Origin of the sequence: Geobacillus genomosp. 3, from assembly GCF_000445995.2 — a bacterium.
Classification (GTDB): domain Bacteria; phylum Bacillota; class Bacilli; order Bacillales; family Anoxybacillaceae; genus Geobacillus.
The window spans coordinates 500,559-521,602 of record NC_022080.4 but is presented as its reverse complement, the minus strand read 5'-3'; the positions used below and the strand labels follow the sequence as shown (position 1 = coordinate 521,602).

General features: G+C 48.6%; 20 protein-coding genes. 9 read left to right on the top strand and 11 right to left on the bottom strand.

The features are described 5' to 3' along the window. Positions 1-224 precede the first annotated feature (224 nt). Positions 225-662, top strand: coding sequence for a disulfide oxidoreductase (locus tag M493_RS02765; RefSeq protein WP_020958739.1), 438 nt, complete (start codon positions 225-227; stop codon positions 660-662). Further along, on the top strand, positions 659-1,135 hold the full coding sequence (locus M493_RS02760; RefSeq protein WP_020958738.1) for a thioredoxin family protein: 477 nt from the start codon (positions 659-661) through the stop codon (positions 1,133-1,135). The genes M493_RS02765 and M493_RS02760 overlap by 4 nt, the downstream gene beginning before the upstream one ends. Positions 1,136-1,171: 36 nt before the next feature. Here the strand turns inward: M493_RS02760 and M493_RS02755 are convergent, their stop codons facing one another. Then, the gene (locus tag M493_RS02755) at positions 1,172-1,570 is read right to left on the bottom strand and encodes a YhcU family protein (protein WP_020958737.1); all 399 of its coding nucleotides are present in this window, start codon (positions 1,568-1,570) and stop codon (positions 1,172-1,174) included. 138 nt (positions 1,571-1,708) lie between these two features. On the opposite strand from M493_RS02755, the gene M493_RS02750 reads away from it, so the two are divergent. Further along, a complete protein-coding gene (locus M493_RS02750; RefSeq protein ID WP_020958736.1) occupies positions 1,709-2,629 on the top strand; it encodes an RluA family pseudouridine synthase in 921 nt (306 codons plus the stop codon). Between the two features lie 100 nt (positions 2,630-2,729). Here M493_RS02750 and M493_RS02745 read toward each other — a convergent pair whose 3' ends face one another. The 3 genes from M493_RS02745 to M493_RS02735 form a co-directional block, all read right to left on the bottom strand. Continuing rightward, positions 2,730-4,082, bottom strand: a complete 1,353-nt coding sequence (locus M493_RS02745) for a hemolysin family protein (RefSeq protein WP_020958735.1) — start codon at positions 4,080-4,082, stop codon at positions 2,730-2,732. Positions 4,083-4,213: 131 nt separating this feature from the next. Then, the gene (locus M493_RS02740) at positions 4,214-4,906 is read right to left on the bottom strand and encodes a zinc metallopeptidase (RefSeq protein WP_020958734.1); all 693 of its coding nucleotides are present in this window, start codon (positions 4,904-4,906) and stop codon (positions 4,214-4,216) included. Between the two features lie 154 nt (positions 4,907-5,060). Continuing rightward, the gene (locus M493_RS02735; RefSeq protein WP_020958733.1) at positions 5,061-5,888 is read right to left on the bottom strand and encodes an aldo/keto reductase; all 828 of its coding nucleotides are present in this window, start codon (positions 5,886-5,888) and stop codon (positions 5,061-5,063) included. 441 nt (positions 5,889-6,329) lie between these two features. Between M493_RS02735 and M493_RS02730 the strand changes: the two genes are divergently transcribed. From M493_RS02730 to tatC, 3 genes are all read left to right on the top strand, one after another. Then, positions 6,330-7,877 carry a PhoX family protein gene (locus M493_RS02730; RefSeq protein ID WP_158413362.1) on the top strand — a complete coding sequence of 516 codons (1,548 nt, stop codon included), beginning with the start codon at positions 6,330-6,332 and terminating at the stop codon, positions 7,875-7,877. 73 nt (positions 7,878-7,950) lie between these two features. Further along, positions 7,951-8,154, top strand: coding sequence for a twin-arginine translocase TatA/TatE family subunit (locus M493_RS02725; RefSeq protein WP_020958731.1), 204 nt, complete (start codon positions 7,951-7,953; stop codon positions 8,152-8,154). Between the two features lie 58 nt (positions 8,155-8,212). Next, positions 8,213-8,962: a twin-arginine translocase subunit TatC gene (tatC, locus tag M493_RS02720; protein ID WP_020958730.1), complete on the top strand. Its 750-nt coding sequence runs from the start codon at positions 8,213-8,215 to the stop codon at positions 8,960-8,962. A 146-nt stretch (positions 8,963-9,108) separates the two neighbouring features. Here tatC and M493_RS02715 read toward each other — a convergent pair whose 3' ends face one another. Further along, positions 9,109-10,374: a dicarboxylate/amino acid:cation symporter gene (locus M493_RS02715; protein ID WP_020958729.1), complete on the bottom strand. Its 1,266-nt coding sequence runs from the start codon at positions 10,372-10,374 to the stop codon at positions 9,109-9,111. 189 nt (positions 10,375-10,563) lie between these two features. Beyond that, entirely contained in the window at positions 10,564-11,610 is a 1,047-nt protein-coding gene (locus M493_RS02705) for a TRAP transporter substrate-binding protein (protein WP_041267837.1), read from the bottom strand. Positions 11,611-11,716: 106 nt separating this feature from the next. Between M493_RS02705 and M493_RS02700 the strand changes: the two genes are divergently transcribed. Both M493_RS02700 and M493_RS02695 read left to right on the top strand, forming a co-directional pair. Next, positions 11,717-13,294, top strand: a complete 1,578-nt coding sequence (locus M493_RS02700; protein ID WP_020958726.1) for an ATP-binding protein — start codon at positions 11,717-11,719, stop codon at positions 13,292-13,294. A gap of 66 nt (positions 13,295-13,360) precedes the next feature. Beyond that, on the top strand, positions 13,361-14,041 hold the full coding sequence (locus tag M493_RS02695; protein WP_020958725.1) for a response regulator: 681 nt from the start codon (positions 13,361-13,363) through the stop codon (positions 14,039-14,041). A 1-nt stretch (position 14,042) separates the two neighbouring features. Here M493_RS02695 and M493_RS02690 read toward each other — a convergent pair whose 3' ends face one another. Beyond that, complete coding sequence (locus tag M493_RS02690) at positions 14,043-15,020, bottom strand: LacI family DNA-binding transcriptional regulator (RefSeq protein WP_020958724.1); 978 nt, start codon at positions 15,018-15,020, stop codon at positions 14,043-14,045. Between the two features lie 277 nt (positions 15,021-15,297). Between M493_RS02690 and M493_RS02685 the strand changes: the two genes are divergently transcribed. Beyond that, the gene (locus M493_RS02685) at positions 15,298-15,987 is read left to right on the top strand and encodes a hypothetical protein (RefSeq protein ID WP_020958722.1); all 690 of its coding nucleotides are present in this window, start codon (positions 15,298-15,300) and stop codon (positions 15,985-15,987) included. Between the two features lie 73 nt (positions 15,988-16,060). Here the strand turns inward: M493_RS02685 and yhbH are convergent, their stop codons facing one another. The 4 genes from yhbH to M493_RS02665 form a co-directional block, all read right to left on the bottom strand. Beyond that, positions 16,061-17,218, bottom strand: a complete 1,158-nt coding sequence (gene yhbH, locus M493_RS02680) for a sporulation protein YhbH (RefSeq protein WP_020958721.1) — start codon at positions 17,216-17,218, stop codon at positions 16,061-16,063. Between the two features lie 226 nt (positions 17,219-17,444). Continuing rightward, the gene (locus tag M493_RS02675; protein WP_020958720.1) at positions 17,445-19,340 is read right to left on the bottom strand and encodes a PrkA family serine protein kinase; all 1,896 of its coding nucleotides are present in this window, start codon (positions 19,338-19,340) and stop codon (positions 17,445-17,447) included. Positions 19,341-19,666: 326 nt separating this feature from the next. Further along, on the bottom strand, positions 19,667-20,140 hold the full coding sequence (gene trmL / locus M493_RS02670; RefSeq protein ID WP_020958718.1) for a tRNA (uridine(34)/cytosine(34)/5-carboxymethylaminomethyluridine(34)-2'-O)-methyltransferase TrmL: 474 nt from the start codon (positions 20,138-20,140) through the stop codon (positions 19,667-19,669). Positions 20,141-20,163: 23 nt separating this feature from the next. Further along, on the bottom strand, positions 20,164-21,027 hold the full coding sequence (locus M493_RS02665; RefSeq protein WP_020958717.1) for an amidase domain-containing protein: 864 nt from the start codon (positions 21,025-21,027) through the stop codon (positions 20,164-20,166). Positions 21,028-21,044: the final 17 nt, after the last annotated feature.

The window sequence follows — 21,044 nt, the reverse complement described above, 5'->3', positions numbered from 1 at the left end:
CAAATTGTGACGCTTAAGAAAGCGAAAGGCAGCTTTCACCATGGAACGGAGAAGCTTCCATATTCCAGCCGGGCTCAGTGGAAATAGGACACGACAGAGCAGAGTTCCCTCCGCAACATAAGGGGACAGAGGGAGCACAATGCACGGAAAAGGCCGCTTTTTCACGAATTCCCCCGCTAAGATGGCAACTGTCGGCAGCACTCCATAAGGAAGAAGGTGAACAAATGGGGGAAGAAAAACGAAGAGAAAATTTACTTTTGGCCGCTTGGGCGACAGCGTTTATTGCCACGCTTGGGAGCCTCTATTTTTCTGAGGTGCTTGGATTCGTTCCATGCGATTTATGCTGGTTTCAACGGATTTTTATGTATCCGCAAGTCATTATTTTAGGGATTGCCATCGCCCGCAAAGACTTTACAGCCGCCCGTTACAGTTTGGCGCTGTCTATTATCGGCGGCACTATTTCCTTATATCATTACTCTTTGCAAAAGATTCCTTTTTTCCAGTATTATGCCATAAGCTGCGGCCGCGTCCCCTGCACAGGGCAATACATTAACTGGCTTGGCTTTATTACCATTCCATTTTTGGCGTTGACGGCCTTTACCATTATTATTTTCTTGAACCTTGCTGTCATGCGCCGGCAAAGGGAGGAGAGCGGACGTTGAAAAAACTGCTTATATTTGGCGGCATCATCGCCGCTTTATTTGCTGCCATTGCTTTTGTCACGTTGTATGAACAAAAAGAAGCGGCCAAGAACAATCCTTATCAGAAAAGCGAGTTGCATCCGGCCACGATCGACCAACTTGACGATCCGAATTACCACAACATTATTTTGCCTGACGAGTTGCAACAACAATTGTCCAGCGGAAAGCCCGTTACCGTCTATTTTTACAGCCCGACATGCCCTCATTGCCGGCGGACAACACCAATTGTTGTTCCCTTAACGAAACAGCTTGGCATCGAGTTGAAACTGTTTAACTTGCTTGAATTTGAAGATGGCTGGGACACATACCGTATTGAAGCCACCCCGACAATCGTCCATTATGAAGACGGGAAAGAGACGAAACGTATTGAAGGATATCACGATGAACAAACGTTTCGCCAATGGTTTGCCTCCTTGCCGGAACAAGAAAAATAGGGAGCTTCGCCCGCTGTTGGCTCAGCTCCTTTTTCCTTACATCACCCACTGGCTCGTGGCAGGAACATACATGCTGCATGGCAGCACTCGCTTGCGGGTGAACTGCCTCGCCTGAAATGGAAAAGTGATTCCATGGCGGGCCAAAATGTTTTGGTTACGCTCAAACAACCATTCGTATTGTTCGTGCTCTCCGTGTTCCCCGATATGTTCGATGACCGTGATCAACGACTGTAACGCTGAGATGATTTGGAACGCCTCTTTCATCGTTCCGTTATATGTAACATGCTCATGGTCCAACGAAAGAATGCCAAGTTCCTCAAACTGGCGAATTTGCTCATCATCGAAATAGTACGGGAAAATATCAGTGTAGAAATAATGTAACAAATAGTGCATGTAATTTTCTTGCTCCGGAGTCACCGCATACATAATTTTCAATGTTCATACCACCTTTTCTTGCCGCAATGCTTGCGTTCTCCATCGCTGAAACGATACTATGAGTGTATCATATTCAATACACTTATAGGGGTAGAAAGTGTTTCCACGACTACAGAGAACTGGGAGGGACGACGACGTTTGTGGACGAGAAAAGGTGATTGGCTTGAATGCATCATCCCCAACCTATGGGGTGGGCTGACCATAGAACAACTGCTTAAAGAAGTATGGGCCGCCTCCAAAAAACTCGCCCATCGATGGCGGATGGAACAGGGCGTCAAACTGAACGGCCGGACCGTCTCTTGGCAGACGGAGCTTCGCGAACGGGATCGGCTTCAGCTTTATGCGTATCAACCGGAGCTATCGCTCATCATTCCGGAATACCGGAAACTTTCGATCTTATGGGAAGATGATCACTTGCTCATCTTAAATAAAGAAGCCGGCATCGATATCCATCCGTCCGAGCCGGAGCAGACAGGCACACTCGCCAATGCGGTCGCTTTTTATTTACAATCGCAGGCGATTTTGACAAAAGTCCGCCATATTCATCGGCTTGACCGTGATACGTCGGGGACAATTTTATTTGCCAAACATCCGCTCGCCGGGGCGACACTCGATCGAATGCTTGCCCGCCGTGGCATTAAACGAACGTATGTCGCCCTCGTTCACGGCCACCTGTCTCCGAAATCCGGTACAATTTCCGCGCCGATCGGCCGTGACCGCCACCATCCGACGCGACGTCGCGTCTCAAAAACAGGAGCGAGAGCAGTGACACACTATCGCGTGCTCAAAACGTTTCCGACCACGTCACTTGTGGAGCTTATCCTTGACACCGGGCGGACACACCAAATTCGCGTCCATTTGGCCCATCTCGGGCATCCGCTCGTCGGCGACGTGCTTTATGGCGGCCAACCGGTGTTTCATCGTCATGCGCTGCATGCCGCTAAACTAACGTTCCGCCACCCGTTTACAAATGAAGAAATTGTCTGTCTCGCGCAGACGAACGACTTCCCTGTCGATCTCACGGTCATTGATCATGAATCTCTCCCGCCTTCGCTTTAGTTGGCAGGAGAAGATGTTGAACACCCTCCCCCTGCGCTCACGCCGGCAAGCAGCGGTTTCCGGTTTAGGATGATAAAAGGCAGACGGTCTTCCGTCTGCCTCATAAACGCAATTTTTCCTCCTCTTCCGTACCTGTCGTTTCTCCCTCTTCTTCATCCAACTCCGGTTCTTTTTTCACCACTTCCAATGTCTTGACATGATGACCATCCATTTCTTTCACAGTAAAGAGATAACCATCAATCTCCACACTATCCTCTATCTGAATATCGTAATGTTTCGTCAAAATCCAACCGCCAATCGTATCGACATCGTCATCATCGATTTCAAGCCCTAACAAGTCGTTCACTTCGCTAATGAGCACTTTGCCATCCAAAATGAACCGATCCTCAATTTTTTGGATGAGCGGCGTTTCATCAATATCGAACTCATCTTGGATTTCACCAACGATTTCTTCCAAGATGTCCTCTACCGTGACCAAGCCGGACGTGCCTCCATACTCATCGACTAAAATCGCCATATGGATGCGTTCTTTTTGCATTTTAACCAACAAATCATGAATGGCGATCGATTCAATGACTTGAATGATCGGGCGAATATAGTCTTTCATTTGCTTTTCGTTTGATGGATTGACGACAAAATCCGTAAATACTTCTTTTACGTTAATGAGCCCGAGCACATGGTCCTTATCGCCATCAATGACCGGGTAGCGCGTATACTTTTCTTCCTGAATAATTTCCAAATTTTCCTTGACGCTCTTATTAATGTCTAGCGCCACGATCTCCTTGCGCGGCACCATAATTTCTTTTGCCACGCGGTCATCAAAACGAAAAATATTGTTGACATAGCGGTACTCAGACTGGTTAATCTCTCCGCTCTTGTAACTTTCCGATAAAATGAGACGCAACTCTTCTTCGGAGTGAGCAATCTCATGCTCCGCGACCGGCTTGAGACCAAAGAGACGCGTCACCAACCGGGCTGAATTGTTTAACGACCAAATCACTGGATACATGATTTTATAAAACCAAATGAGCGGTTTGGCCGTCCATAGCGTAATCGCTTCCGCCTTATGAATAGCAAACGTTTTCGGCGCCAACTCGCCGACGACAACGTGCAAAAACGTAATGAGCGAAAACGAAATAATAAACGCTAAAAGGTGGGAAATCGATTCCGATAAATGGAGGCGTTCAAACAGCGGCAGCAACATCCGCGCCACCGTCGGCTCCCCAAGCCAACCAAGACCAAGCGAAGTGAGAGTAATGCCAAGCTGGTTCGCCGATAAATAACCATCCAAGTTCGAAATCACTCTTTTCGCCGCGACCGCCCGTTTATTTCCTTCATTGACAAGTTGATCGATGCGCGAGCTGCGCACTTTGACAATGGCGAATTCCGAAGCGACAAAAAAAGCGGTGCAAGCGATTAACAGTGCCACTACCAATAAACCGGCTATGTCCAATTTGTATCTGAGCGCGGATGAAGCGCCCAGGTTACACCTCCTGCGCATAAAAGTATCAACAACAGCCTATAAGAAGTGCTGCCGCCGGACGGCCGCCAACGGCGGGCGACCCGAAACCGGCGGCTAACGTTTTACGATTCCTCGTTATGGTTCCCTTGGGTGAAAATGAGCACGTATTTCAACAATTCAAACACAGCGATCAATGTCGCAGCTACATACGTCAACGCCGCCGCACCGAGCACTTTGTTCACGCCGCGCGCTTCATCCGAAGCGATCATTCCTTCCGCCAAGATAAACCGTTTCGCCCGGGCGCTCGCATTAAACTCGACCGGAAGCGTAATAAGTTGGAATGCCACCGCCAGTGAGAAGAACAAAATGCCGAGGCCGAGCAACGAAAATTGCTGGAATAAAAACCCCGCCAACAGCAAAAACGGGGCCACACCGGAAGCCAAATTCACAACCGGGAACATCCGGTGGCGAAGCACGAGCGCCGCATACCCTTGCTGATGCTGAACGGCATGGCCAACCTCATGGGCGGCAACGGAAATGGAAGCGATCGAACGCCCGTAAAAGACGGGTTCCGACAGACGAACGACACGAGAAATTGGATCGTAATGGTCGGAAAGCCGCCCTGGCACGACCTCAACCGGCACGTGATGCAACCCTTGGCGATCCAAAATCATGCGCGCCACTTCTGCTCCGGTCAAACCTGATGAGGCAGGAACTTTAGACCAAGTATTGAAGTTGTTCGATACCTTCCATTGTGCCCAGAGCGAGATGAGGAAGGCAATAAAAATGAAAATATCCATCGGATGAAACAGCATTGCAACACCCTCCGTTTTTTCAATGTTCGGCAAATGTGTATACTATTATTTATTGTACTTATTTACTGTTTCATACGTCAAACATGCCGCTTTGGTTTCATTCCTTATAGAAAAAACAGCGCCAGCAGTAGGCGCTGTTTGGCTGATCCATTCATCAAAAGTTGAAATTGTCCGGGTCGGCTCCGATCCGTTTGTTTAAGTTTAATGCATCGATTCGCTTCATTTCCTCTTCAGTGAGCGAAAAGCCAAAAAGGTCCGCATTTTCCTTGATCCGCGCCGGCGTCACCGATTTCGGAATCGTCACGACGCCGTGCTGCAAATCCCAGCGCAACACGACTTGCGCTGGCGTTTTTCCGTATTTTTTTCCGATTTCAACGATCGTCGGCTCGGTTAAAATTTCCCCGCGCATAAGCGGCGACCATGCCTCAAGTTGAATACCGTTTTCCTGACAAAACGACTGCAGCTCTTTTTGTGTCAGGCGTGGATGATACTCAACCTGGTTGACCATTGGTTTGATTTCGCAGTCAGCCATCACATCCTTCAAATGGTGAATTTGGAAGTTACTGACGCCAATCGCACGCACATAGCCGTCTTTATACAGCTTTTCAAGCGCTTTGTACGTCTCTTTATACTTCCCTTTCACCGGCCAGTGGACTAAGTACAGGTCAACGTAATCAAACCTAAGCTTTTTCAAGCTTGCATCAAACGCCTTTAGCGTCGTTTCATACCCTTGGTCGGTGTTCCATACTTTCGTCGTTACAAATACTTGCTCGCGCGGGATGCCGGATTCACGGATCGCCTGACCGACCCCTTCCTCATTTTCATAAAAAGCAGCTGTATCGATATGGCGATAGCCAACTTCCAACGCGGTGCGCACGGCGCTTTTCACTTCGTCTCCCTCTTTCACTTTGTAGACGCCAAGGCCGACCCAAGGCATTTGCACCCCGTTATGTAAAACCGCGCAATCTTGCAAGCTGTTCACGGTGATTCCCCCTCCAACATCAGTATAACTCTATTATGGAAAAACCGACAAGAAAAAGCAAAATATATGCGTTAAGGGAAACGGTCTACCCCGGCCTTTTTGTCTCCATCGATCCAGTTAACCTAACTGTTTGACAATGCCCTTGGCTTCAAGTTATGTGGCTATTTTACCAACAGCGGCACTGATCCCGTACAATCTGGCAACGACACCGCTATTTACAGATAATTAAAATATTTATAGAAAATTAACAATCATTTACATTCATTTTATTCACATTTCCTTTTTGGCTCTATACAATCATAACTGTAAGTCCACTAACGACTAAAGGGGGAATCGGGAACGATGGATCGCCGTTTATTCTTAAAATATGTAGGAAGCAGCACGGCCGCCCTAGTCGCGGCATCATCCGGCATTGAGACATTAACCGCGAAGGCCGACGCCTTGACCGCCAACCACTTGATGAACGGCCAGCCTCACGGAAAGGGTAAACCGCTCACCGCGCCTTTTAAGCCGATCAGCCGCACATGGGAAAACGATTTAGTCTTGCCGACAGGTTATCGATACAACATTATTGCTTCATATGGGGATGTCATTAACTCGAAAGGGGAGCGGTTCGGTGACTCGGCTGATCTTACGGTCTACTTTCCGATCGATAGCCTGACAGGCGGCAACAACTCCGAAGAAGGATTGATTTGGATCAACCATGAATTTCCTGAGCCAGAAAACTACATGAACATACTCGGAATTGACCCGAGTAAGTTTGACAAATCCAACCTTTCACGCTATCCCGAATTGTTAAAAATGGAGAAAGAAGCTGTCGGCGGCTCTATTATTCACGTTAAAAAAGAAAAAGGGGAATGGAAAGTAGTAAAAGACGACCAATACAACCGCCGGATCGATGCGAACACTCCGATTGTGCTGACCGGTCCCGCAAGCGGGAGCAGGGCGGTAAAAGGGGCCAAAACGGTAATAGGAACGCTTGGCAACTGCAGCGGCGGAAGAACGCTTTGGAACACCGTTCTTTCCTGTGAAGAGAATACATATTACGGCGACGACTACGGATGGCCTGATTTTATCAACGAGCATTATGGATGGGTTGTAGAAGTTGATCCGTTTAACCCAGATGCACCGATACGCAAACATACCGCGCTCGGACGCTTCGCCCATGAAAATACAGCTATGTCCTTGACAAAGGATGGCAGAGTTGCCGTTTACATGGGTGATGACAAAAGCGACGCCTTTTTCTATAAGTTCATTAGCCGAAAGAAATATAATCCGAATAGCCGCGAGGCCAACTTCGATATTTTAGAAAGCGGAACATTGTATGTCGCCGATCTCGGAAAACAAAAATGGATCGCGCTCGACTACGAAACGAATACAGATTTGCAAAATTACGAAAAGAACGGCAAAAAGTTTTTCACCAGCCAAGCGGACGTACTGACTTACGCGCGGGAAGCAGGTGTCGCGGTTAAGGCCACACCGCTTGATCGCCCGGAAGATGTCGAAATTCATCCTTATGATGGAAGTGTCTTTTTATCGTTAACAAATAATTCGAAGCACGGAAATTTCCATGGTCAAATTATTCGTTTTATCCCTGCAGATGGTGATCACGGAAGCGATAAGTTCACTTTTGAAGTATTTATTGCCGGCGGACGCCAAAGCGGCATTACGTGCCCGGACAACCTCCACTTTGATAGCAAAGGAAACCTTTGGGTGGTTGAAGACTTTTATGCAACGGAAGATAATGTGTACGCCGCCTACAAAAACTGTGGGGTGTTTATGATTCCGACTGACGGCAAACATTACGGGGAGCCGTTCCAATTTGCATCGGGGCCAAAGGGATGCGAAGTCACCGGCCCGTGGTTCACCCCCGATGAGCGTACATTATTTTTAGATGTACAACATCCGGAGACGTGGAATCCTTATCCGGGCCATCGTTTCGGCCGTTCTTGTCTCGTAGCTGTGCAAGGAGGGCATTTCAATAAATAGATGAAAAACCGTGTGCAAACGGATAATCCGTTTGCACACGAAAATGACAACTAAAAATCAGGAGGATATTGACATGTTGCAAAACATAGGAATTCCAGGACTAATCCTTATTTTAGTCATCGCCTTAATCATCTTCGGGCCGTCCAAACTTCCCGAAATTGGGCGCGCTTTTGGCACAACATTAAAAGAGTTCAAAAAATCGACGCGGGAATTGGTCGCAGACGATGAGCCGAACAAAACGTTGCCAACCAATAATAAAGTAGAAAAAACGAGCTAGCTAAAAGCAGAAAGCAATAAGGGGCAGCCCTTGCCCCTTGTTGAACAGGGGGAAGACAATGGACAAGAAAGATATGGAGCTTATCGGGCACTTAGAAGAATTGCGCAAACGGTTGATCATTACTTTGAGTGCTTTTGTTCTTTTGCTAATCGGCTCGCTCTTTTCTGCCCCGTCTATTTATAGATGGCTTGCCGAAGATCTTCCGGTGAAGCTTGCGGTTCTCGGACCGAGCGACATTTTATGGATTTATTTCATCTTAGCCGGAGTCATCGCCTTAGCCGGAACGATTCCCATTGCCGCCCATCAGGCATGGCTGTTCGTCCGGCCGGCATTGCACGAGCACGAGCGGAAAGTCACATTGGCCTACATCCCGGCACTGTTTCTTCTTTTTGTACTAGGAGTTTGCTTTGGTTATTTTATTATTTTCCCATTTATTTTTAAATTCCTTCTCTCTTTATCAGGGGATGCATTCACAACGCTCTTTACAGCGGAAAAGTATTTTCGATTTGTCATTCATACGACGGTTCCATTCGGATTTTTGTTTGAACTCCCGGCCATCATCATGTTTTTGACAAGTCTCGGAGTGTTGAATCCATACCGGCTGCAGCGGATACGAAAATTTGCTTATTTTGTATTAATGTTGATCGCAGTGTTCATCACTCCTCCGGATCTGCTATCAGACGTTCTCGTTATTATCCCCTTATTATTCCTATATGAGTGCAGTGTTTGGCTGTCTAAATCAGTGTACCGCCGAAAACATAGAACGAATGACGGATGGGTAAAAAACGAGGCCCGCTCTGTTCCGTAAGCTGCTTTTCCCGTCTGCATCTCCGTTCAGTTCAGCCAAATATCCCTAATCCCGCGGAAATCTGGCGATCGTTGGAACGATGTAAAAAACAAAAAGGCTCGCTCCAAAGATGACACGTGTCATCTTTGGAGCGGAGCCTCTGCTTGTTACTTCGCGATCGTCATCTTTCCTTCCACTAATTCCTGTTCGCTAGAAGGATGAAACTCATTTTCCATTTTCGAAACGACAACAGTCGCCACGGCGTTACCGATAATGTTCGTGATCGCCCGCGCCTCGGACATAAAGCGGTCGACCCCGAGCAACAAGGCAATGCCCTCAACCGGAATCATTGGGAATGCCGCTAACGTGGCGGCTAGTGTAATAAAGCCCGAACCGGTAACCCCAGCCGCTCCTTTCGAGGTGAGCATCAACACGCCAAGCAACGTCAGCTCTTGCCAAATCGTTAGGTCAATGCCGTATGCCTGGGCGATGAAAATGGCCGCCATCGACAAGTAAATCGATGTGCCGTCCAAGTTAAATGAATACCCGGTCGGAACGACAAGGCCAACGACCGACTTCGAGCAACCATATTTTTCAAGCCGTTCCATCAGCCGTGGCAGCGCCGATTCCGATGAAGACGTGCCAAGGACGAGCAACAGTTCTTCCTTAATATAAGCGAGAAACTTAAAGATGTTAAATCCGTAAAACTTCGCAATCCCGCCAAGCACGATGAAAATAAAGAGCGCCATCGTAATATATACCGACCCCATCAGCTTGCCAAGCGACACGAGCGAGCCGAGGCCGAATGTACCGATCGTGTACGCCATCGCGCCAAATGCGGCGATCGGCGATACTTTCATAACCATGTTGACCACGCCGAAGAAAACTTCTGCGATCCGCTCAAATAGAGAAAGCACTGGTTTGGCTTTTTCCCCTAACCCCGCTGCTGCCAAGCCAAACAAGACGGCAAAGAAGAGCACCGGAAGCAGTTCCCCACTGGCCATCGCGGCAACGACGTTATCCGGAATGATGCTTAATACAAAGTCGACAAATCCATGGCTCGTTTCTTCCGCCTGCTTCGTATATTGCGAAATGTCGCCGCCTTTAACTGCGTCAGTGTTGAAACCAATTCCCGGTTTGATGAAGTTCACAACGACAATCCCAATCGCCAGGGCAAACGTCGTCACGATCTCAAAGTAAAGAAGCGCCTTTCCACCAATGCGGCCAATTTTTTTCAAGTCGCCCATATTGCCGATCCCGATAACAACTGTAAAGAAAATGATCGGGGCGATCACCATTTTAATGAGCTTAATAAACCCATCAGCCAACACTTTTAACTTTGTGCCGAATTCCGGGAATAAAAATCCGACGGTAATCCCTAAAATAATACCGATAATGACTTGCACGGTTAAATTTTTGAATTTCCCCCTCATTTCTCCCACTCCTTTCTTTGTCTTGACAACGCTTTCAACACTATCATAAAGAAAAGTCGATTAAATAAAAATATTATGGTGATAATGGTCGTTTTGGTCTTTTTGGTCCCGGATGTTTGCCACAGGGAAACGGCAAAGGCAGAGCTCTTATCCGCTAAAAAAATCAAAAAAGCTTCCAACGATGGAAGCTTATTCATGGAATTCCTTAATTTCATTCAAAAGTTTCGAACCAAACTGTCTCGCAAACTCTTCATACAGCGGGGCAAGTTTTTGTTCCCATCTCTTTCTTTCCATCTCCGATAACAAGTAAAGATGGACGCTTTTCTGCTGCTTTAGTTGCTGCAATTCCCGCTCGTTTTGGGCCTTTGACTGACGCAAGTTCCATTGGGTCGCTTCGGCCATCGCTTCAGTGATTTTTTGCTGGATGTCTTTGGGCAGGCGATCCCAAAATGATTGGTTCATCATTACGGCATAGCCAAGATAGCCGTGATTGCTGATCGTAATATACGGTTGAAACTTGTAAAACCCCTTCGAATAAATATTGGAAATCGTATTTTCCTGGCCGTCAAACTCATGTCGCTCAAGCGCCCGGTATATATGGTCGAACGAAACGGCGACCGGTTCGCCGCCAAGCAGGCGAAACTGCTTATCAATCACTTCGCTCGGCATAATGCGAAAGCGCAAACCGCGGAAATCGTCAGGTTCGATAAGTGGGCGGGTAGTCCCCATCATTTGCTTAAATCCGTTGCTCCAAAGCGCCAACCCTTTGATTCCTTTTTCTTCAAGCATTCCGAGCAGCTCGTCTCCGACTTTTCCAGTGAATACACGGCGTATGTCGTCATCATCATGAAACAAAAACGGCAAATCGAGCACTTGCCATTCCGGAATGAGTTCTGTCACCTTCGAAAACGACGGGGCGATCATTTGTACATCGCCGCGCATCAGTGCATCAAGTTCCTCCCCGTCCGAATAAAGCGACCCGTTCGCGAACACTTCCACTTTCACGCGGCCGTTCGTCTTTTGTTCGACGAGCTCGGCAAACTTTTGCGCCGCTAGTCCTTTCGGTGTATTTTCCGCAACGACATGGCTAAAATAAATGATAATTTGGTTTTGCAGCCCTTTTTGTTCGTCGTCATACACCACTCGTTCCCGGGTTGTCTGGCGGTTCACAGCCCATACAACAAGACCGATGCCGATTATAAGAAATATCCCCCATAATTTCCACCTTTTTCTCATTATCCACACCATTTTCATTCTTAGTTTTCTTCCTTTTTATCATATCACCGGAATCGTGTTAGAATAAATAATAATGAATTTTCCGCATAAAACGAGGAGTTCATCAATGAATCGACTACCGATCCGTTGGAAAATCACAATTTTAATTTTTGTTATCGTCAGCTTTTCAATGCTGCTGAGCGGCGTGTTTATTATTAGCGATTTTTTCCATACAAAGGAAGAAGAATTAAGCCAGCGCGCCTTATTGACGGCACGCACCGTATCCGAACTGCCGGAAGTCAGACAGCACATTACCGGGCCAATGCCAAGCCGAGCACTCGTGAACCCGATTGTTGAACGGGTGCGCGTCATCCATAACGCTGATTATATTGTTGTGCTCGATATGAACAAAATCCGCCTCTCCCACCCGCTTCCGGCGATGATTGGCACCGTTTCCCGGGGCGCTGATGAAGGGCCGGCATTTGCCGAGCATACATACACATCAAAAGCGCACGGGGAAATCGGAACAGTAGTTCGTGCCTTCGTGCCGATCATGAATCCCGATCATGAGCAAATTGGTGTCACGATCGCCGCTTATCGATTGCCAACGTTTTGGGAGGCGATTAACACGTTAAAAGAGGAAATCGCCATGGCGGTCGTTCTATCGCTGCTCGCCGGCGGAAGCGGAGCTTGGCTGCTCGCCTCTCATATTAAGCGACAAATGTTTGAACTTGAACCGCATGAAATCGCCAAACTGCTCGTTGAGCGAACAGAGGCGTTTAACGCCATGCACGAAGGCGTCATCGCCATTGACAGCGATGAAAACATCACCATTTTTAACGACCGGGCGAAGCAAATGCTTGGCATTGAAGGGGATCTGGTAGGGCGGCCGATCCGTTCTGTTATCCCGGATACGTACCTTCCTGAAATACTTGAAGTGAACAAACCGATTTATAACAAAGAGCTGCAGCTTGGCAATTTAACGATTTGGAGCAACCGTATCCCGATTAAGATCGACGGAAAGACGGTCGGCGCCATTGCCATTTTCCAAGACCGGACGGAAGTCAAACGATTGGCCGAAGAACTGACGGGGGTAAAAGCGTTTGTCCACGCCTTGCGCGTGCAAAACCACGAATACATGAATAAGCTCCATACAATTGCCGGACTCATCCAGCTTGGCCATATTGAGAAGGCGCTTGAGTACGTGTTCCAAGTTACAGAAGAGCAAGCGGAGCTCACACAGTTTTTAAGCCGCCACATCAAAGATGAAAGCATTTCCGGACTATTGTTAAGCAAAATCCGCCGCGGCAAAGAGCTCGGCATTCGCGTGACAATCGACCGGCACAGCCGGCTGCATCGCCTCCCACCGCGCCTTGACCACCATGATTTCGTCGTTCTTCTTGGCAACTTGATTGAAAACGCCTTCGATGCGTTCCAAGGGATAACCGACCGGGAAAAAGAAATTTACGTCAGCATTGAACAAAATGAAGACATTTGTTCTCTCTCAGTCGAGGACAACGGCCAAGGCATCGCCCGTAAGCATATCGATCACATTTTTGATGAGGGTTTTTCAACAAAAGGAAAGAGCGGGCGCGGCATCGGCCTATATTTGGTGAAGAAAATTGTGGAAAAAGGAAACGGGCACATCGATGTTCAATCCGAGGAAAGAAAAGGAACCGTATTTACGATTACATTTGATATGTAACCGATTGATCTATACAGTGGTGTCCGCATTCGACATGCCCCTCATAAAACAAAGGAGGAAAAGTCTATGTACCGCGTGTTGCTCATTGAAGATGATCCGATGGTTCAAGAAGTAAATCGGCAAATGATCGAACAAGTGAACGATTTCACCGTTGTCGGCATTGCCGGAAACGGGGGGGAAGGGCTACGTCTTATCGAGAAGCTCCACCCTGATTTAGCTGTCATTGACATTTACATGCCACAATTAGACGGCCTTCAAACGTTAAAGGAAATCCGTGCCCGTGGGCATGAAGTAGATATTCTAGCCATCACTGCCGCGAGCGACATCGAAACGGTGCGCCGCGTCTTGCAAAATGGGGCATTCGACTATATCGTGAAACCGTTTAAATTCGAGCGGCTCAAACAAGCGCTTGAAAACTACCGGGCATTTCGCCGGTCGCTCGCGGAAAAAGAATCGCTCACCCAGGCAGAACTCGACGCATTGCGGCAAACAGCCGAGCAGCCTGCCGCCCCACTTCCTGAGCTTCCGAAAGGATTAAACGAAGTGACATTGGAAAAAGTCGTCTCCTATTTACGCCAACACCGCTTTCCTGTCTCTGCCGAAGAAGTGGCCGAAGGTGTCGGCATCGCCCGTGTCACTGCCCGCCGCTACTTGGAATACCTTGAGAAAACGGGAAAAGTGATGCTCGATGTCCAATACGGCGGCGTGGGCCGTCCCGTCAACCGCTATCAGTTGAAGCGCACATAGCTTACCCGGTGGTCCGCACGATCAATCGGGTCGGCAGCTCTTCTTGTTTTCGCGGGACATGTCCTGTTTCAAGCCAATGATGGAGGAGTCGAAACGCTTTTTCCCCAAGTGAAAAATGAGGGAGCGCAACCGTCGTGATGCCTAACATCTCCGCAAGCGGATCATTGTCAAAGCCAATAACGGAAAGTTCTTCAGGAATGTGCACTCCGATTCGATGCGCTTCGAGCACGATGCCGGCCGCCACCTGGTCACTCGTTACAAGCAACGCGCTCGGCCGCTCCCCCATCGCCACCCATTGCCTCATGACACGCTTTCCGTCTTCAAGAAACAAACAACCGTCAAAAACCCAGTGGCGCCGAGGAACAACGCCGATGTCACGCAGCACATCTTGATACGCCGCCGCCCTCGCTTGACTGTTCGGTCCTGTCATTCTTCCGATGCAATAGCCGATCCGCCGATGCCCTTTGTGCACTAAATAGCGCAGTGCCTTGGCGAACGCCCGATAGTGATCGATATAGACAGTGAAGAAATCGTATTCTTCCGCCTGCTCGCATAAAACGATGGGCCCCTCTTCCTGATATGCCGCGAGCACCTCCGAGCCCGCTTCATGAGAACAGACGATCAACCCATCCATTTGTTTCATCCGCAGCCGTTCTAACGCCTCAAGTTCCCGTTCCACATCATAATTGGTCTGAAACAAAAGCAACTGATAACCGTAACGAAGCGCCTCCTTGGAAATCCCTTCAATCACGGCTGAAAAATAAGGGTGATGAATGTACGGGAGCATGACCCCAACAATCGTCGTCCTTCCTTTCGCCAGATGAACCGCTTGAATATTTTTCGTATAATGAAGCTTCTCAACCGCTTCCCAAACCGCCCTTCGCTTTTCCTCGCTTACATACGGATACCCGTTCAATACCCTTGATACCGTTGCTACCGATACACCTGCTTCTTTCGCCAAATCGCGGATGTTCGCCACGTTCCCACTCCTTCCAAAAAAACGCTTGACTTGAAACGCGTTTCATACATTATGTTGATCCCACCATCTAGTATACAGGAGGAGGAGTGCACATGCTTTACGGGTTTGCTTTACTCGCGCTGCTTATGGCCACTGTTTTGGGGGGGGCGCATATCGCTGTAAACGCCAAAAATCGAAGAAAATCAAGCGATCGGAAAAAATGAGGAAACCAGCCTGTTTGTTTCAACTGTTTCAACTGCTATAATGAATGGTATATGGAAAGCAAGGAGGAATCGAGATGCTTCGATACTGGAAACCGCTTTTCTCGGTCGCTGTCGCCGCCGCCTTGCTTGCCGGCTGCGGCACAGAGGCGCCCGCGTCAGAAGGGGCAACTGCGAAAGAAAAACAAACGGCAAGTTCGAACGACAATTCCGCCAACACGCAAACAGCCGAGCCAAAGAACCAAGAAGCTCCCCCGGTTGATGAACAAAATAAGGCAGGAGGTGGACAAGACGGGGCGAAAGGGGACGAAACCGCCTCTTCACGGCCGACGACCTCCTTGTCCTACCAAAGCGGAAATCAAACCGTTACCGGAACGGCGACCTTGCAAACAAGCGACAACCAACATTTCTCCCTCTATGTACTGGACGGTTGGACGCTGGACGCTGAAGAGCCTCATGCCGATGTATTGCTCCACGGTGAGTCGTTCGCCCGCATTCGCTTGCTTCAAGACGGCGAGACCAACTATGAGCAGCTGGCCAAAGAACATGCCCAAGCGGTCGACGCCAACGCCGCCCGCCAGCAAACGGACAAACTGCCTAAGCCGTTCGCTGATGCGGTTTGGTACACGGCCCAATCCGACGGCGTCACCGTCCACGTGCTCGCCAGCGCCCAGCCGACACCGATGCTCTTGACGGTGCATTCCCCTAAAGGAGAAGATGTGCTTGGCGCCGTGCTCGCCATGGTAGCGACGCTGCAAAAGCAATAACTCGTTTTCGGGAGGGCCTCGCCCTCCCGCCCTTTCAAAAAGAAAAACCCCCTTTTTTGCACCGTTAAGAGGGTCAAACGAGCTGCTTGCTTTCTTCTTTGCGGAAAAACGTTCTCATCGCATGAAACACATCCGATTTTTGCTTTAAGATATAATGGCGGAATTTTTCATCTTTAATATTGCGATACGCGGACATAAGCGTGGAATGGCGATTGTACTGGTTCACTTCCCCATACCCAAACATGTTCGATACTTTCATCAATTCTTGAACAAGCTTGACGCAGCGGGCATTGTCAGATGTCAAGTTGTCGCCGTCGGAGAAGTGGAACGGATAAATGTTGTAGCGTGACGGAGAATATTTCGTTTCAATCAGTTCAAGCGCTTTGCGGTAGGCCGACGAACAAATCGTGCCGCCGCTTTCTCCTTTGGTGAAAAATTCTTCCTCACTGACAACTTTTGCCTCTGTGTGGTGGGCAATAAAGGCGATATCCACCGTCTCGTACTTCGTTCGCAAAAAGCGCGTCATCCAGAAGAAGAAACTGCGCGCCATATATTTTTCCCACATGCCCATCGAGCCGCTTGTATCCATCATCGCTAGGACGACCGCTTTCGATTCTGGTTTGACGACTTCGTTCCACGTTTTAAACTTCAAATCCTCGCGATAAATCGGGTAAAAGCCCGGTTTGCCGCTCATGGCGTTGCGCTTGAAAGCGGCAAGCATCGTCCGTTTTTTATCGATGTTCCCCATCAGTCCGGTGCGGCGAATATCATTAAACTCGATATGTTGGACAACGTTTTGGTCGAGCTCTTTCCGCTTCAAATTCGGAAGCTCCAATTGGCTAAAGAGCGCCTCCTCGATTTCCATTAACGACACTTCAGCTTCGTAATAATCTTGGCCTGGCAAATCGCCGGCTCCTTGGCCTTTTCCTGGCCCTTGCCCCTCCCCGCTTCCGTCTCTGGCCACCACATCACCGACTTGGCTGTCTCCGTTTCCTTGGCCGACGTGTTTGTTTTTCTCGTAGTTGTAGCGGATTTTATACTCGTCAAGCGAGCGGATCGGAATTTTGATCACGTCGCGTCCGTTGGACATAATAATGCTTTCTTCCGTAATTAAATCCGGTAAGTTATTTTTGATCGCCTCTTTTACTTTTTCTTGATGGCGCTTTTGGTCATCATGACCTTTGCGGTGGAGGGACCAGTCTTCTTTCGATACAACGAAATTCCCCTTCATTCTTTCCCCTCCTTTGTCAAAATTGTTTTCACACTTTTCGCTTTTCCGCATATACTTATGTTGGCGTCATCAAAACGGACCATCACTATGCCAGTTTGTTTATTTTTATCCTATGCAAAAATTCAAAATAATTGACAGATGAAAGCGGAAAATAGAAAAGCGGACAAGAGGCGGACAAGCCCGATTATCGGGGCAAAAAAAGCATGCCCCGGCGCTCGAGGCATGCCTAGCGGTTCAACAAGCTGCCGACATAGCGGAGCAATTCATTGGCCGATGTGGAATTGTACCCGTACTCATCGATCAAGCGGGCAACGACTTCGTTAATTTTCTTCAGTTGTTGCTCATCAGGCGTCTTCGTCGACGTCGTAATTTTCACGATGTCCTTCAAATCGGCGAACAGCTTTTTCTGGATCGCTTCGCGCAACCGCTCATGCGAGTTGTAATCAAACTTTTGCCCTTTGCGTGCATAGGCAGAGATACGGATTAAAATTTCTTCACGGAACGCTTTTTTAGCGTTTTCGGAAATGCCGATCTGTTCCTCAATCGAGCGCATCAACTTCTCATCCGGATTCATTTCCTCGCCGGTGAGCGGGTCGCGTAATTTCGTTTTGTTGCAATACGCTTCCACATTGTCCAAATAGTTATCCATCAACGTTTTCGCCGATTCTTCATACGAGTACACGAACGCCTTTTGTACCTCTTGCTTGGCGATTTCGTCATATTCTTTGCGGACAAGGGAGATAAAGTTTAAATACCGCTCCCGATCTTCCTTGGAGATGGATGGGTGCTGATCCAACCCCTCTTTCAACGAGCGAAGCACATCGAGCGCATTGATCGAGGGCACTTCCTTGCGAATAATGCATGCAGAAATGCGGTTGATGACATAGCGCGGGTCGATGCCGCTCATCCCTTCGTCTGGATGTTCTTTTTTCAGTTCTTCTACATCGACTTCATTGAATCCTTCGATCATCTCTCCGTCATACAGGCGCATTTTCTTCAATAAATCCACATCCGGCCGCTTCGATTCTTTCAGCCGCGTCAAAATCGTAAACATAGCAGCAATTCGAAGTGTATGGGGAGCGATATGCACATCAGCGACATCGCTTTCACGAATCATTTTTTCGTAAATGCGCTCTTCTTCGGAGACGCGTAAATTGTACGGAATCGGCATCACGATAATGCGCGAATGAAGCGCCTCGTTCTTTTTATTCGCAATAAACGAACGATACTCTGTTTCGTTCGTATGGGCTACGATCAGTTCATCTGCGCTGATGAGCGCAAACCGCCCAGCTTTGAAATTGCCTTCTTGCGTCAGCGACAACAAATGCCAAAGAAATTTTTCATCGCATTTCAACATCTCTTGAAACTCCATAATGCCGCGGTTCGCCTTGTTCAGCTCGCCGTCAAACCGGTAGGCGCGCGGGTCGGACTCAGAACCGTATTCGGCAATCGTCGAGAAATCGATGCTTCCGGTTAAATCGGCAATATCCTGCGATTTCGGATCAGATGGGCTGAACGTCCCAATGCCGACGCGGCGGTTTTCCGAGAAGAAAATGCGTTCCACCAGCACATCTTCAATGCGGCCCCCGTATTCTTTCTCGAGCCGCATCATATTGAGCGGCGACAACTCTCCTTCGATGCGAATGCCGTATTCGCGGTAAAAATCATCGCGCAAATGATGAGGAATCAGGTGAAGCGGATCCTCGTGCATCGGGCAGCCTTTAATGGCATACACAGCGCCGCGGTCTGTTTTCGAATACTCCTCGAGCCCGCGCTTCAGAAGCGTCACAAGCGTCGATTTCCCGCCACCGACCGGCCCCATCAACAACAAAATCCGTTTGCGTACATCCAACCGTTTCGCCGCTGGGTGGAAATATTCTTCAACGAGCCGTTCGAGCGCCTCCTCAAGCCCAAACAAATGCCGACTGAAAAACTTATACCGTCTCCGTCCATCCACCTCTTCGACTCCGGCATCTTTAATCATATTATAAACGCGCGAATGAGCCGATTGGGCCACCCACGGCTTTTCTTTTAAAATCTCTAAATACTCGGCAAACGTCCCTTCCCACCTCAGCCGTTCTTCCTCTTCCCGGTACCGTGCGATTTTTCTTAAAATATCCATAAAGGACCTCCTCACCCTTGGATGTCTAACAGCAAGATTATTACAATTTATGCGAGGATGTCCCGTATCATTCGCCGCAAAAAAAATTTTGTCTCCGAACCGCTGGCGGCAGTCATTCACATGCTTGGCCATATTCGCTATAATAAAGAGGGAAACGCCTGCCACTTTCATTGCAAGGGAGGAAAAAAGCGATGCGCACATTGCTTGTACTAGGGGTTATCATTGCATTTTTAACGGCCATTTTCACCGCTGGCTACGAAGACAAACCAGGCGTCAAACAATAAGGCCCAAAAAAACGACCTCCATAGCGAAGGTCGTTTTTTTGTTCACGACAGACCGTGAAACCGTTGCTGTCGCAACGCCTCATACACTAAAATCGCCGCCGTATTGGATAAGTTCAGCGAACGGACTTTGTCGTTCATCGGAATGCGCAGGCAACGGTCCATATTGGCCTCGAGCAGCTCCTTCGGCAACCCGGTCGTTTCCCGGCCAAATACAAAGAAAATGTCTTTTTCCGTATCGCTGAAGTCAAACGAGTCATAATATTGTTGGCCAAATTTTGTAATAAAGTAAAACTCACCGCCTGGAAACCGGGCAAACAACTCATCGAGCGAGTCATAATACGAAATGTTGACGTACGGCCAATAGTCAAGGCCAGCGCGCTTTAACATTTTATCATCCGTTGAAAACCCAAGCGGACGAATCAGGTGGAGCGCCGTATCCGTCGCCGCGCATGTGCGGGCGATATTCCCGGTGTTGGCTGGGATTTCTGGTTGATACAGTACTACATGAAGCGGCATTTTGTTCACCTCAACAACGTCGTTTATTTGCGATCAATGATGTGAAAAAATTTATACCGAATGTTGGGGGTATAGGCACTTGAATCTTCATATGACCAGTAACGCATGCGGCTGTTTGTCGTATGGGCGTTCACAAGCGGCATCCCGTCTTGGTCTTTCGCCACCACGATCGTCGTATGGTCGAAGCGGCCGTCTCCTTGAAAATCATAACAAATGACATCGCCTGCCATCAATTGCTCTGGTTCGGGCACTTCCACCGCCTGCAGACCGATGCGCGATCCGCTTAAATACCAGCGCAGCGAGTGGGCGACAGCCCAACTATAACTCCAACTCTCGTTTTGACACCACCATCCCCGTGCCCGGTTTGGATAACCAGTCATCGGCGCTCCCCCCGCATACAAGCATTGGGAAACAAAGTTCGTACAATCAACGCTGAAGGATGGAAACGCCGGATTATGCCGGTTCCACCACGTTTCCGCATACCGCACCGCTCGCGCACGATCATATTGGTAAGACAACCGCTCGCCCGTCCACCGCTCACGCTCGACACGCGGCGCCTCAACATATTCCCCCGTCCGGCTGATCCGTTGGTCATCAGCCAGCTCACCGCCAAAAAAGCAGGCGCATCGTTCCTCGACTTGCTCTTCAATATATAAAGCTGCCCCGTGCTTAATTAAAAATTGATGGTGGGCAATGTAAATCATTTTTGTCTCTCGTTCGACTGTCTGCTTGCCGACAACTTGCCCGCGGATCGTGCACCGGACAATTTCAGCCCCACGTTTGTTGCAGAGCTGCTTCTTTCTTACCACTTCTTCATCCTGTACATGATCTTCCGCCACAAATGAACGGGCCCGCTCGTTGAGCCACTGTTGCAGCTGCTTTTTCATACCGCTCCCCACTTTCT

Coding starts and splice junctions, on each gene's coding strand:
- M493_RS02765 (WP_020958739.1), top strand. CDS start 225: ATGGGGGAAGAAAAACGAAGAGAAAATTTACTTTTGGCCGCTTGGGCG.
- M493_RS02740 (WP_020958734.1), bottom strand. CDS start 4,906: ATGCTGTTTCATCCGATGGATATTTTCATTTTTATTGCCTTCCTCATC.
- M493_RS02725 (WP_020958731.1), top strand. CDS start 7,951: ATGTTGCAAAACATAGGAATTCCAGGACTAATCCTTATTTTAGTCATC.
- tatC (WP_020958730.1), top strand. CDS start 8,213: ATGGACAAGAAAGATATGGAGCTTATCGGGCACTTAGAAGAATTGCGC.
- M493_RS02715 (WP_020958729.1), bottom strand. CDS start 10,374: ATGAGGGGGAAATTCAAAAATTTAACCGTGCAAGTCATTATCGGTATT.
- M493_RS02705 (WP_041267837.1), bottom strand. CDS start 11,610: ATGAGAAAAAGGTGGAAATTATGGGGGATATTTCTTATAATCGGCATC.
- M493_RS02700 (WP_020958726.1), top strand. CDS start 11,717: ATGAATCGACTACCGATCCGTTGGAAAATCACAATTTTAATTTTTGTT.
- M493_RS02695 (WP_020958725.1), top strand. CDS start 13,361: ATGTACCGCGTGTTGCTCATTGAAGATGATCCGATGGTTCAAGAAGTA.
- M493_RS02685 (WP_020958722.1), top strand. CDS start 15,298: ATGCTTCGATACTGGAAACCGCTTTTCTCGGTCGCTGTCGCCGCCGCC.
- yhbH (WP_020958721.1), bottom strand. CDS start 17,218: ATGAAGGGGAATTTCGTTGTATCGAAAGAAGACTGGTCCCTCCACCGC.
- M493_RS02675 (WP_020958720.1), bottom strand. CDS start 19,340: ATGGATATTTTAAGAAAAATCGCACGGTACCGGGAAGAGGAAGAACGG.
- trmL (WP_020958718.1), bottom strand. CDS start 20,140: ATGCCGCTTCATGTAGTACTGTATCAACCAGAAATCCCAGCCAACACC.
- M493_RS02665 (WP_020958717.1), bottom strand. CDS start 21,027: ATGAAAAAGCAGCTGCAACAGTGGCTCAACGAGCGGGCCCGTTCATTT.